Origin of the sequence: Burkholderia sp. Ax-1719 (genome assembly GCF_011753055.1) — a bacterium.
Taxonomy (GTDB): Bacteria; Pseudomonadota; Gammaproteobacteria; order Burkholderiales; family Burkholderiaceae; genus Paraburkholderia.
In genome coordinates this window covers 62,566-75,506 of record NZ_VWWJ01000016.1, presented here as the reverse complement: position 1 = coordinate 75,506, position 12,941 = coordinate 62,566, and the positions used below count along the sequence as shown (strand labels likewise).

The following is a 12,941-nucleotide window of genomic DNA, read 5'->3' as shown; positions in this document are numbered from 1 at the left end:
CTTTTTTCGACGCAGGGTGGATGCACTCAATGCCGAGCCACGGCAATCGGAACTCCCGTCAGCGTAAGTGCAACCTAATCTTGATGCGCCACGATAGCGTGCTTGCAAAGACGCCTGCACGCCCCCCTCAGCCGCAACGTTCATGCGACTCCGTCGGCTCGGGCCGTTCGAAATAGACTCTTGTTTTGGTCAGCCTCCAGAAGATGGTGAAATCGCCGATTGAAGAATTCCTCTGCTCGATGCGGGAGTCCCTGTAAGCGAAGGAGTAAGCCGGCGGGTGGGGTTATTCGTCATCACTTTCGGCTCGCCCGCGCGAGTGCCTTTCGACTGCAGCGGTCGGCAATTTCACACCTTTGCGGCGCAGCGCAAAGGAATATTGCGAGCACACGAGGAACTCTCGTGCGACGACGTGGTGAAATTATCGCGCTACTAAATATTGGGCAGTACTTTTCGCGGAACTCCCTTCGCTTTCGTTCCGTTAGAGCGTTAAGACTGCTTATGGGGGCTCGCAGCGCGCGGCTCTGTCGAGCAGTTGGATGCAGTAGCCGATGTTGATTGAGAAAATCCCATCGTGTTCCTTGCGCCTTGCGTACAGCGGGCTAGCGTTTAGATGTCTCTTCTCATCACCCAAGCTTTCATCGACGAGCCGTTAGCCGCCACTCTCTAGCTGAAATGCTCGCGGAGATGACGGCACGCATTGCAGGCGATACCCGCAATCGCCAGTGCTGCGCGATTCCGCGCTGTCTTACACCGCACGTGATTGATCGGCAGAACTGGGCCGGGTCGTTTGCGTTTCTTCATGGCGGCGTAAGCGAAGCCGTGGGTTCGTGCGATCGGTCTTCATGGTGCGTTGGACGCTATTTTCAGACGATCACCCCGATTTTGTCTGAGTTCTCTCATACGCGAAGTAGCGTCGTCGTGGTGATTTTTCTCGCGGAGTCCGTCTGACAGCGTGGATAGAGCTGACCGGCTCGTCGATAAGTCTTGTCAATGCGTGGCGACACTGCCGCTTGGTGGCGGCCGACGCCACTTATAGCGGGCGAGTCGAAGCAATCTGATCTTAAGGTCCACAATATGAAACATGGTTAACCCGAGCTTGTCTAGTTATCGGCTAAAAACCATATATTACGGGTTAATATACGTATCAAGAGCGCTATTTATGGTCCATATAATGGACCTATGTGGGGCGAATGGAAATGTCCCTAGGCCTTCTGGCGTAGTAATGGGACATGCTCGCGGGGGACCTGCGTTGCGCACCAATACAGTCCCTGCAATCAGCATTAAGGAGATGCTATGCAACCCTCAATCATCGGTTGGAGTCACCTTCCGTTTGGAAAGCTTGATGCTCTCGAGCCGGAAGAAATGATGGCGGATGTCGCGGCAAAAGCGCTGGCACATGCTGGCGTCGATGCTTCGATTATTGATTCGGTTCACGTCGGCACATTCAATGCGGGCTTCGTGTACCAAGATTTTCCGTCGACCTTGGTCTTCAATTCGATTCCCGAGTTGCGTTATGCCGCTACGGTTCGCTGCGAAAATGCCTGCGCCACCGGCTCGGCGGCCGTCTACTCGGCGCTTGATGCTATCAACGCTGGACGTTCACGATACGCGCTCGTCATTGGCGTCGAGAAAATGACCAGCCTTCCGACTAAGGAAGTGGGCGATGTGCTGCTCAAATGCTCTTATGCGCGCGAAGAGTTGGGCGTCCCAGGTGGTTTCGCCGGCCTTTTCGGAAAAATTGCTGAAGCCTACTTCGCGCGTTTTGGTGACAAGTCGGATGCGCTCGCCGCCATCGCTGCGAAGAACCACCATAATGGCTTGGTGAACCCTTACGCGCATATGCGTCGGGACTTTGACTTCGACTTCTGTCGTACGCCTTCGGAGAAAAACCCTTTCGTTGCAGGTCCGCTCAAGCGCACGGATTGTTCGTTGATTTCAGATGGAGCTGCTGCGCTCGTTATCGCCATCGATGAGGAAGCCCGGCATGCGCCGCGCGCTATCACGTTTCGCTCCACCACCCAGGTTAGCGACTATCTCCCACTTTCTAAGCGCGATGTAACCAAGTTTGAAGGTGCGGCAAAAACATGGAAGACGGGGTTGGATAAGGCAGGCTTGACGCTCAAAGACCTGTCCCTCGTAGAGACCCATGATTGTTTCACCATCGCTGAGCTTTTGGAATACGAAGCGATGGGGCTTGCAGAACACGGCCAGGGCGCGCGCGTGATTCTCGATGGCGTGACACGAAAGGATGGCTCATTGCCGGTCAATCCTTCCGGTGGTCTGAAGTCGAAGGGCCACCCCGTCGGCGCCACTGGCGTGTCGATGCATGTGATGGCGGCGATGCAGCTTGCGAACGACGCGGGCGACATGCAGATCCCCGGTGCCAGCATTGCGGGTGTTTTCAACATGGGCGGTGCCGCCGTTGCGAACTATCTGTCGATCCTTGAGCGTCGAGCTTGAGTAAGAAAAGGGTAATCAAAAATGCTGACCAAAGTAATGAACCTTGGCAATCTGCTCACTCAGGTTGCCCGTCGTCATCCGACCGAGCCCGGTTTGATCACTTCATCGCGCACTTACACGTGGGCCGAGATCAACCGCCGTGTCGACGCGGTCTGTGCGGCTCTGCGCGCCAAGGGCGTGAAGAAGGGTGACAAGCTGCTCATTCATTCCCGCAACAACCTGCCACTCTTCGAAAGTGCCTATGTGGCGTTCAAGCTCGGAGCAGTCTGGGTACCGACCAACTATCGCATCGCACCGCCGGAGGCAGCATATTTGGCCAAGTCGAGCGGCGCTCGTGTGATGGTCTACGACAGCGGATTCGACTCGCACGTCGACGCTGTGAGTGAGGCGTCTGAAGCACTCGAAATCGTCATCGCGCTCGGCAAGCCACGCGAAGGTGAGATTGGATATGACGAGCTGTTGAAGGCGGAATGCACGGGTGAATTCGAAGCCGCGGAAGTGGAGCGCGACGACCCCCTGTGGTTCTTCTATACGTCCGGCACTACCGGTTATCCGAAGGCGGGTACGTTGACCCATGGTCAGATGGCCTTTGTTGTAACAAACCACATCGCCGATCTGATGCCAGGAATCACATATAGGTCGCGTTCGCTCGTCGTCGCACCGCTATCCCATGGCGCAGGCATCCACGCCATTGTGAACACTGCGCGCGGCGCAGCAAGCGTTCTTCCTGAGTCGGAGCGTCTCGACCCGGCCGAAGCGTGGTCGCTAGTTCAGCAGCACAAGATTGACAACATGTTCACGGTGCCGACTATCGTCAAAATTCTCACGGAGGACGAGTCAGTCGATCAGTACGATCATAGTTCGCTGAAATTTGTCATCTACGCCGGAGCGCCGATGTATCGTGCCGACCAGCAGATGGCACTGAAGAAGCTTGGCCGCGTTCTTGTCCAGTACTACGGCCTCGGTGAAGTGACCGGGAACATCACCGTGCTACCGCCAGAGATGCACCGCGAGGAGGATGGCCCCGACGCGAAGATTGGTACCTGTGGTTATCCGCGTACCGGTATGGAAGTCGCGATCCTGGGCGAAGCGGGTAATCGCATGGAGCCGTTTGAAACGGGAGAGATCTGTGTGCGCGGCCCAGCGGTGTTCATCGGCTACGACAACAACCCCGAGGCGAACATCAAGGCATTCAAGGACGATTGGTTCCACACTGGTGATCTTGGTCACTTGGACCGCGACGGCTTTTTGTACGTGACCGGCCGCTCATCCGACATGTACATTTCTGGCGGCTCGAACGTCTACCCCCGTGAGGTTGAAGAAGCGCTGCTTATGCACCCGGCTGTGCAAGAGGTCGCTGTCCTTGGGATGCCCGACCCGAAGTGGGGTGAGATTGGGGTCGCCGTGCTCGTGCGTCGCCCGGGCTTTTCCGTTGGCGAAGAAGAGCTTCTTGAGCACCTTGACGGCCGCCTTGCCCGCTACAAATGGCCTCGTCAATTCGTCTATTGGGATGCGCTTCCGAAATCGGCATACGGAAAGGTCACCAAGAAGGATGTGCGTGCACGACTTACGGCGACGCACGAAGCCGCACAAGAAAAGGTGGCGTAGTGGCAGGGTACAGTTTCGGCGACTTGCGTCCAGTAGTTCATCCTGATGCGTACGTTTCCTCACATGCGATCGTGATTGGAGACGTTGAGATTCGCCAAGGTGCTTCAGTTTGGCCCGGCGCCATTATTCGTGGCGACAACGCAAAAATTGTCATTGGCGAAAACGCGAATGTTCAGGATGGCGCAATCATTCATGCTGACCCTGGATTCCCTGTATTTGTTGGAGAATCAGTGTCAGTTGGACATATGGCCATGCTTCACGGGTGCCGCATTGGTAGCGGCAGCCTCATCGGAATTCAGGCCGTCGTGCTCAATGGTGCACATGTCGGGCCACGATGTATGGTAGGCGCTGCCTCGCTGATCGCGCAGGGAAAAATTTTTGATGGTTCCCATTTGATTCTTGGCAGTCCTGCAAAAGCATTACGCGCATTGACTGATGGGGAAGCGGCTTTCATCGAGGCGAACGCCGCAGAATATCGCGAGCGGGCGGAACGCTATCGCACCGAACTGAATCGCGAGTGGTAATTGGTATCTGGAGATCTGCATGCTGGAGTTCAAAGACGACGACGTGTATTGGAACGGTGTGCGCGTTCACAGCCTCAAACTGAAGGAAATGAGTCCATTGGATCGATTCGAGTTTCTCTGCGCGATTTCGTGCCATGACCCGTTCGACGAACTCTGCATGCACAAGTCCATGAAAACTGGCCAGCGTACTGATTGCAGGAACTGATATGGAAGTCATCCAGGATAAGTCACAAGGTCGTGCTGCTCGCGACCTCCTGCAATCTCTACGCGTCATCGCGGGGGAGCGCAACGTACTTACTGGTGAGAGGGGGACTCGCCGTTACACCAATGGATTTCGGTTTGGGGGCGGCCTTGCACTCGCGGTTGTCCGCCCGGGCTCGCTTGTCGAAATGTGGCGTACCCTCGTCACCTGCGTGCAGCATAACGCCATTGTCATCACCCAAGCCTCGAATACCGGACTAACCGGTGGCTCTACTCCGCACGGTAATGACTACGGGCGCGATGTCGTGGTCATCAACACGACACGCATCCGTGGGCTCCATCTCCTTTCGGGCGGCGAGCAGGTTGTTTGCCTGGCGGGTACAACCCTTGATCAACTCGAGCGTGCGCTTAAACCGTTGGGGCGCGAACCTCATTCTGTGATCGGCTCTTCATGCATCGGCGCGTCCGTTATTGGAGGGGTTTGCAACAATTCCGGAGGCTCCCTCGTCCGGCGTGGGCCAGCATATACGGAGCTGGCGTTATACGCTCAGGTGGACGCTACGGGTCGCGTGCATCTTGTCAACCATCTTGGCATTGAGCTTGGCTCGTCTCCTGAGGAAACGCTCCGTCGCCTCGAAAGGGGGGCCTTCAGCGAACACGACTTAATTGGAGCCAATAGGGTGGCGTCAGACCACACCTATGCAGACCACGTCAGAGATGTTGACGCGGACACTCCGGCTCGATACAACGCCGACCCGCTCCGTCTTCGTGAGGCATCGGGATCGGCCGGAAAACTCATGGTGTTTGCCGTCCGTCTTGACACGTTCGTCGCGGAGAAGGCGACTAGTGTCTTTTATATCGGTACCAACGAAACTAGGTACCTGACAGATGTCCGTCGGCACATGCTCACCAACAGTTCAGAGCTTCCAATTGCAGGTGAGTATCTGCACCGCGATGCTTACGATATGGCTGCAAAGTACGGGAAGGATATGTTCGTAGCGATCGAGCGTCTCGGCACGCGGCGATTGCCATCGCTTTTCGCCGCGAAGAACTGGTTTGATTCGGCGCTTGGCCGGCTGGGATTCTCAAATGAGGGCGTGTCCGACCGGATTCTGCAGTGGATCAGCTACCTGTTGCCGAATCATTTGCCGGAGCGCATGCAGGATTTTCGTGAGCGTTACGAGCATCACCTCATGATAAAGGTCTCCGGCAGCGCGGCAGACGAGGTCCGGACCTATCTGGAGGCTACTCGCGGGTCAGCCGATGCGGACTACTTTGAATGCACTCGAATTGAGGCTAGCAAGGCGTTTCTCCACCGATTTGTTGCAGCTAGTGCGGCAGTCCGATATCGCGCAGTTCATCGTCGAAGGGTCGAGGACATCGTGGCGCTAGATATTGCGCTGCGGCGAAACGACAGGCAGTGGTTGGAGCACCTACCGCCGGAGCTCGACAAAAACTTTGTGCTGAAGCTGTACTACGGCCACTTCTTCTGCCATGTCTTCCATCAAGACTACATCGTGAAGAAGGGGGGGGACTGTCTGGAACTGGAACATGAACTTTTGGACATCTGCGATAAACGTGGTGCGAAGTACCCAGCCGAGCACAACGTAGGACATCTATATAAAGCCGAGGCGGGTCTTGCGGCTTTCTATCAGGAACTCGACCCTTGCAACTGCATGAACCCCGGTATCGGGCAGACGTCCAAGTTCGCAAACTATCGGGAGCCAAGCGAACGAGAGGCGGTCGTCGCGTGAGAGGTTGCCTCGCCGTTGGCTGCGCATTTCGTTGACTCATCGGCGGAGAATTCAGGTCCTGACATCCAGATAAAAAATGCTTTCGACTCTCGGCACATTGTTGCCTATCTTCGGATTGGTGCTTGCCGGCTTCATCTGCCGCAAGCGGAATTTCCTCGGCCCGACCGCTGCTTCAGAACTAAACCGTTTCGTTATCTGGCTAGGGCTGCCAGCACTGCTCTTCGATGCGGTAAGCCATTCTTCGACGTCGGAACTCGCGCAGCCAGGGTTTATTGCTGCATTCGCAATTGCAGGCGCGGTTATCTTTGCGGTCGTTCTTGTCGCACAGTTGCTACAGCGTAGGCATCTGGCCGATTCCAGTATTGACGCAATCTGTGCGTCCTATCCGAACACAGCCTATGTGGGTTTCCCATTGCTGATGTTGGTGTTCGGTCCGGCGAGTCTCGTGCCTACCACAATCGCGGCTGTTTTGACTGCTTGCGTGCTCTTCGGACTAGCCGTCATCCTGATGGAAATTGGCATGCTGGGTGAGACGAGACAGGGCAGCCCGCTGCTAGCAGTTGGCAAGTCCCTAGCGAAGAACCCCCTCATGATCGCGCCCGTTCTGGGTGCACTGTTTGCGGCCTCGGGCCTAAGGATGCCTTCAAGCATCGACTCGACTCTGCGCCTGCTCGGAGACGCAGCAAGTCCTTGCGCACTAGTTAGCCTTGGTGCGTTCTTCGTGGACAACCGGAAGGGCTTCGGTGCGCAGGGGAAGGCGGCAAGGCTTGCACTCGTAAAGGTCTTCGCACAGCCACTGCTTACTTGGGTAATCGCGGGACCGGTACTACACCTACCATCGCCGATTCGTGAGATGGCGGTACTACTGTCGGCGCTACCGACGGGTACCGGTCCGTACATGTTGGCTGAGTTTTACCGGCGCGAGGCCGCTGTTGCGTCGCAGACCATTCTGTACTCGACATTGGGTTCGCTGCTTTCGCTGACGGCGCTACTCACACTGCTGCACCCGGCGAGGATCTAGCGCCTAGAAGTAAGCGGAGTCTGATTACCGGAATCCAAAAGACGCCGGTTTCAGGCTTCAGTCATGGACCGTCGGTTGGGAAAACCCCGGCGGGTCATTAACTGCGGTCGTGCACTAGAAGGTGTGCACGTACGCCTGCGCCAAAAGCGCGCAATCCCAGGAGACCTACTAATGAAGGAGCGAGATCCGAACGCGAGACGATTGGAACTGCAAGCTGAGGGGCGTGGAGCCGGAGCGCACAGCACCTTTGTACACCCCGGACCGGCCACGGGCTTGCGTGTTCTCAAAGTTGAGAGCAACGCCCCAAGCCGTGACATCTGTATTACCGTCGGCGCAGAACAGAACATCGGCGCCGTAGTCAATGTGGCCCTTGACCGCATCGGCGAGCGCGGTGGCTGCGGTCGCATCACCTCTGGAGGCTTCAGTCGGGTCCAATATCACGTGATGACACGAGCAACCGAGGGGGTCAAACCGTACGTGTACGGAGCGCCAAGACTTGTAGACGGGGAATCTACGCTTGTTGTCTCATCGATAAATATTGGGCATCTGTCCGACGGTGCGCGCATCCTGCACTGTCATGGCGGATTCGTCGATTCGAGCGGCCATCAGCATGGCGGTCACATAATCCTCACGGAAAGCGTCGCAGGTGCAACCGGGCTGCAGATCCGACTGACGTTGTTCGCCGCAGTGGACTTCGTCGCAGGTCCAGATGATGAGACTACCTTCAACCTTCTAGCACCGGTACAACTATCATGAATACGACGACTTTCCAATCCGCAGAGCAAGTCACGGTTGAGACGGGCCGCTTTGGACGACTCGTTGTTGCGCGAGTGCGGCCTAATGAAGATTTGACCTGCGCTGTTGAAGCGCTTTGCAAAGAACTTGGCATCAAGCGCGCGGTAGTCCGCGGCGTCGTGGGTAGTCTCATTGACGCGAACTTGGCATTCGGAGCGCCAGACGACGAACATGTAGTGACGGTGAAGGGGCCTGGGGTTGAGATTCTCAACGTTTCCGGCGAAGTCGTATCTCGCGCGGGTGACGAAGTTAATGCTTTATTGTCTGCAACGGTCGCGGATCCGCAGGGGCAGATGTATGCCGGGCGCCTTCGTCGCGGGTCGAACCTCTCGTTCATTACGATCGAGGTGACTTTTCAGGAATGGGAAGTCCAATCGATCCATTGAATGCCAGTTTTCCTTCGAAGCTCCGCTTCGTTTGCCTAGAGCGCTGCATATTGTTCGCAAGGCGTCGCCCGCGGATTTGGAGACACAGACGTAAGAGACGTTGAGTCTTGACGACTCGCACGGTCGTTTGCTTAGCGATGCTACATTGACTTCGCTCCTGCGTTTGCGCATGCCATGGCGCTTGCTCCATTGTGGCGGCTTCCCAGACGTCTCGTTGGAGTGCGCATTTCTGATTACTAGCTTCTTCCTCTTCGGCGTTGTTGTAGTGGGCTCATCTCCGCCACAATCGTTGATGGGGTTCGATGCTCCCTGTTTTTGACCCTGTCCGATTCGACCTGTTCGACCCGAGCGCAAATATCATGAACCACAAACCCATCAAGTCATTGCTCATTGCCAACCGCTCAGAGATCGCGATTAGGGTGATGCGCGCTGCGGCGGAAATGGACATTCGAACGGTCGCAATCTACTCGAAGGAAGACCGTCTGGCTCTGCATCGCTTCAAGTCCGACGAAAGCTATTTGGTTGGCGAGGGCAAGAAGCCGCTTGCTGCTTATCTTGACATCGACGACGTCTTGCGGATCGCGAGACAAGCAAACGTCGATGCTGTCCATCCCGGTTACGGCTTCCTTTCCGAGAATCCGGATTTTGCACAGGCCGTGATCGATGCGGGCATGCGCTGGATCGGTCCGACGCCCGAAGTCATGCGCATGCTCGGCAACAAGGTTGCCGCGCGCAATGCCGCGATAGCTGCCGGCGTGTCGGTGATGCCGGCCACCGACCCGTTGCCCTTCGACATCGAAACATGCAAGCGATTGGCCGCGGAAGTGGGATATCCGCTGATGCTAAAGGCGAGTTGGGGCGGTGGCGGTCGCGGTATGCGTGTTCTGGAGAGCGAGTCGGACCTCGAAACGTCGTTGGTCGCAGCACGGCGCGAAGCGCTCGCGGCATTCGGCAACGACGAAGTCTACGTAGAAAAACTCGTGCGCAACGCGCGCCATGTCGAAGTACAGGTGCTTGGCGACACACACGGCAATATCGTGCACCTGTACGAGCGAGACTGCACGGTGCAACGACGCAACCAGAAAGTTGTCGAGCGCGCGCCAGCGCCGTACCTCGACCACGCGGGTCGGGCCGAGCTTTGCGAAGCGGCGCTACGTCTTATGCGAGCGGTCGGCTATACGCATGCGGGGACGGTTGAGTTTCTGATGGATGCGGACAGCGGTCGGTTCTATTTCATCGAGGTGAACCCGCGCATTCAGGTCGAACACACGGTTACGGAAATGATCACCGGAGTCGACATCGTCAAGGCACAAATCAGGATTACCGAGGGCGGTCGAATTGGCGTTGCTGAGGACGTTGTTCATGAGAGCGGCGACATCGTCGAACGCACGGCAGGCGTTCCCGCTCAGGCGTCCATTCCATTGAATGGCCATGCACTGCAATGCCGGATCACGACCGAGGATCCCGACAACGGGTTTCTCCCCGACTATGGGCGGCTCACGGCGTACCGCAGCGCATCGGGTTTCGGCGTGCGACTCGATGCCGGGACGGCCTATGGCGGCGCGGAAATCACGCCGTACTACGACTCGCTGTTGGTTAAGGTGACAACCTGGGCGCCTACCTCGGCTGAAACTATTCGCCGCATGGACAGGGCGTTGCGCGAATTTCGCATTCGGGGTGTCGCGTCGAACCTGCTGTTTCTCGAGAACGTCATTAACCATCCGGCTTTCGGCAAAGGCGAGGTGACGACGCGCTTCATCGATCTGACACCCGAGTTGCTGGCGGTTACCAAGCGACGCGACCGCGCGACCAAACTGCTGCGCTACCTGGGCGAGACGTGTGTGAATGGCCACCCGGAGATGACCGGTCGCACGCTTCCGGCGTTGCCGATGTCGAAGCCGCTGCTGGCGAACGTGGACACGTCAAGGCCGTTGCCCGCAGGCACGCGCGACCGTCTGCGCGAGCTGGGTGCTGACGGTTTCTCCCGATGGATGCTGGACCAGAAGCAGGCGCTCCTGACAGACACGACGATGCGCGACGCGCACCAATCGCTGTTCGCAACGCGCATGCGCACGGCTGACATGCTGCCAATTGCGCCGTTTTATGCGCGCGAACTTCCCCAGCTCTTTTCAATGGAGTGCTGGGGCGGAGCGACGTTCGACGTGGCGTTGCGTTTTCTCAAGGAAGACCCGTGGCAGCGTCTCGCGCAGTTGCGTGAGCAGGTGCCCAACATCCTTTTCCAGATGCTGTTGCGCGGTTCGAACGCGGTGGGCTACACGAACTACGCGGATAACGTCGTGCGCTTCTTCGTGCAGCAGGCGGCGAGTGCAGGCGTGGACGTGTTCCGCGTGTTCGACTCGCTGAACTGGGTGCGCAACATGCGCGTCGCTATCGACGCGGTGCGCGAAAGCGGCGCGCTGTGCGAGGGCGCGATTTGCTACACCGGCGATTTGTTCGACGCCACACGTTCAAAGTACGACCTCAAGTATTACGTGGGCATCGCTCGCGAACTCAAGCACGCGGGCGTGCATATCCTTGGCATTAAGGATATGGCGGGCATTTGCCGTCCGCAAGCGGCTTCGGCGCTCGTGAAGGCGCTCAAGGAGGAGACCGGGCTGCCGGTTCACTTCCATACCCACGACACGAGTGGCATTTCGGCGGCATCTGCACTTGCCGCAATCCAGGCGGGTTGCGATGCGGTTGATGGCGCACTCGATGCGATGAGTGGCCTGACCTCGCAGCCGAACCTCTCCAGCATTGCCGCCGCGCTCGTGGGCACGGAGCGCGATTCGGGACTCAGTCTCGATCGGCTGCATGAGGCTTCGATGTACTGGGAAGGGGTGCGTCGCTACTACGCGCCTTTCGAGTCGGAGATCCGCGCAGGGACGGCAGATGTCTACCGCCACGAAATGCCGGGCGGACAATATACGAATCTGCGCGAACAGGCGCGCTCGCTCGGCATCGAGCATCGCTGGACCGAGGTATCGCGCGCGTACGCGGACGTCAACCGGATGTTCGGCGATATCGTCAAGGTGACGCCCACCTCGAAAGTGGTGGGTGACATGGCGCTTATGATGGTGGCGAATGACCTGAGCGCGGCGGACGTTTGCGATCCGGCAAAGGAGGTCGCGTTTCCCGAGTCGGTCGTGTCGCTGCTCAAGGGCGAGTTGGGTTTTCCGCCTGACGGCTTTCCCGAGGAGTTGTCGCGCAAGGTATTGCGCGGCGAACCGCCGGCGCCGTACCGGCCGGGCGACGAGATCGCACCGGTCGATCTGGACGCCGCGCGCGTGCGCGGAGAGGCCACCTGCGAGCACCAGCTGGATGACCGGCAGCTCGCCTCCTATCTCATGTATCCGAAGCAGACCGCTGACTTCTACGCACACCTGCGCGCGTACAGCGACACGTCGGTATTGCCCACTACGGCGTTCTACTATGGTCTGCAACCGCAGGAAGAGATCGCCATCGATATTGACGCAGGCAAGACGCTGCTCGTTTCGTTGCAGGGGCAGCACGCCGATGTCAATGAAGGCATGGTGAAAGTCCAGTTCGAACTGAACGGTCAGTCGCGCACAGCCCTTGTCGAACAGCGCAGCGCAGTTCAGGTAGCGACTGCGCGTAAGGGGCGCACGGTTGCCGACCTGGAAAATTCGCTGCACGTCGCTGCACCGATGCCTGGCTCAATCGTGAGTGTTGCGGTTCAGCCCGGGCAGCGCGTAAGCGCTGGCAGCACGCTGTTCGCCATGGAGGCAATGAAGATGGAGACGCACATTGCCGCCGAGCGTGACTGCGTGATTGCTGCAGTGCATGTGCAGCCCGGTGATCGCGTGGCTGCAAAGGATCTCCTCATTGAACTCGAGGCGACAAACGGCTAAGGTGTGTCCCGTCCGGTCGGAAGCAAATTGGAAGGCCGCCCCGACCGGTTCTATCGCGATAGGTGCGGCAGCGTGATGTCAACGCCGTTAGGCAGGACGAACTCTCACGGCGTTGCCAAGGGCAGTCCGGGCGGCGCATTTCTGAGCAACGGCAAAGCACAGAACAATATGGTGGTCACCGGCTCATGTCACGTGCGGTAAGGTTTCCATTTCACTCTTCACCAACTCTGCACACTGACAGTTGGTCAAGTCTCTGCATGAAAAGCATGCTTTGTGTCCCGGCGGGGCCCATACGGCATCTTCTCGTCGCCGCCTGCGTG

At 57.8% G+C, this 12,941-nt stretch carries 9 protein-coding genes; all 9 read left to right on the top strand.

The window, feature by feature from the left end:
* Positions 1–1,293: 1,293 nt before the first annotated feature.
* The 9 genes from F3J17_RS23590 (at position 1,294) to F3J17_RS23550 (ending at position 12,621) form a co-directional block, all read left to right on the top strand.
* On the top strand, positions 1,294–2,460 hold the full coding sequence (locus F3J17_RS23590; protein ID WP_167064528.1) for an acetyl-CoA acetyltransferase: 1,167 nt from the start codon (positions 1,294–1,296) through the stop codon (positions 2,458–2,460).
* Positions 2,461–2,481: 21 nt separating this feature from the next.
* The gene (locus F3J17_RS23585) at positions 2,482–4,068 is read left to right on the top strand and encodes an acyl-CoA synthetase (RefSeq protein ID WP_167064525.1); all 1,587 of its coding nucleotides are present in this window, start codon (positions 2,482–2,484) and stop codon (positions 4,066–4,068) included.
* Positions 4,068–4,592, top strand: coding sequence for a gamma carbonic anhydrase family protein (locus tag F3J17_RS23580; RefSeq protein WP_167064523.1), 525 nt, complete (start codon positions 4,068–4,070; stop codon positions 4,590–4,592). The genes F3J17_RS23585 and F3J17_RS23580 overlap by 1 nt, the downstream gene beginning before the upstream one ends.
* A gap of 19 nt (positions 4,593–4,611) precedes the next feature.
* Complete coding sequence (locus F3J17_RS23575) at positions 4,612–4,797, top strand: hypothetical protein (protein ID WP_167064520.1); 186 nt, start codon at positions 4,612–4,614, stop codon at positions 4,795–4,797.
* Position 4,798: 1 nt separating this feature from the next.
* Positions 4,799–6,547: a D-lactate dehydrogenase gene (gene dld, locus F3J17_RS23570; protein ID WP_167064518.1), complete on the top strand. Its 1,749-nt coding sequence runs from the start codon at positions 4,799–4,801 to the stop codon at positions 6,545–6,547.
* A gap of 76 nt (positions 6,548–6,623) precedes the next feature.
* Positions 6,624–7,568 (top strand): AEC family transporter, encoded by a 945-nt coding sequence (locus tag F3J17_RS23565; RefSeq protein ID WP_167064515.1) that lies wholly within the window; start codon positions 6,624–6,626, stop codon positions 7,566–7,568.
* A gap of 171 nt (positions 7,569–7,739) precedes the next feature.
* A complete protein-coding gene (locus tag F3J17_RS23560; RefSeq protein WP_167064512.1) occupies positions 7,740–8,324 on the top strand; it encodes a hypothetical protein in 585 nt (194 codons plus the stop codon).
* Positions 8,321–8,749 (top strand): PPC domain-containing DNA-binding protein, encoded by a 429-nt coding sequence (locus F3J17_RS23555; RefSeq protein WP_167064509.1) that lies wholly within the window; start codon positions 8,321–8,323, stop codon positions 8,747–8,749. Before F3J17_RS23560 ends, F3J17_RS23555 begins: the two co-directional genes overlap by 4 nt.
* A gap of 359 nt (positions 8,750–9,108) precedes the next feature.
* The gene (locus F3J17_RS23550; protein WP_167064791.1) at positions 9,109–12,621 is read left to right on the top strand and encodes a pyruvate carboxylase; all 3,513 of its coding nucleotides are present in this window, start codon (positions 9,109–9,111) and stop codon (positions 12,619–12,621) included.
* Positions 12,622–12,941 lie beyond the last annotated feature (320 nt).

Excerpts from the sequence above, each read along its gene's own strand:
- F3J17_RS23590 (WP_167064528.1), top strand. The coding sequence starts at position 1,294 with ATGCAACCCTCAATCATCGGTTGGAGTCACCTTCCGTTTGGAAAGCTT.
- F3J17_RS23585 (WP_167064525.1), top strand. The coding sequence starts at position 2,482 with ATGCTGACCAAAGTAATGAACCTTGGCAATCTGCTCACTCAGGTTGCC.
- dld (WP_167064518.1), top strand. The coding sequence starts at position 4,799 with ATGGAAGTCATCCAGGATAAGTCACAAGGTCGTGCTGCTCGCGACCTC.
- F3J17_RS23565 (WP_167064515.1), top strand. The coding sequence starts at position 6,624 with ATGCTTTCGACTCTCGGCACATTGTTGCCTATCTTCGGATTGGTGCTT.
- F3J17_RS23560 (WP_167064512.1), top strand. The coding sequence starts at position 7,740 with ATGAAGGAGCGAGATCCGAACGCGAGACGATTGGAACTGCAAGCTGAG.
- F3J17_RS23575 (WP_167064520.1), top strand. The coding sequence starts at position 4,612 with ATGCTGGAGTTCAAAGACGACGACGTGTATTGGAACGGTGTGCGCGTT.
- F3J17_RS23555 (WP_167064509.1), top strand. The coding sequence starts at position 8,321 with ATGAATACGACGACTTTCCAATCCGCAGAGCAAGTCACGGTTGAGACG.
- F3J17_RS23550 (WP_167064791.1), top strand. The coding sequence starts at position 9,109 with ATGAACCACAAACCCATCAAGTCATTGCTCATTGCCAACCGCTCAGAG.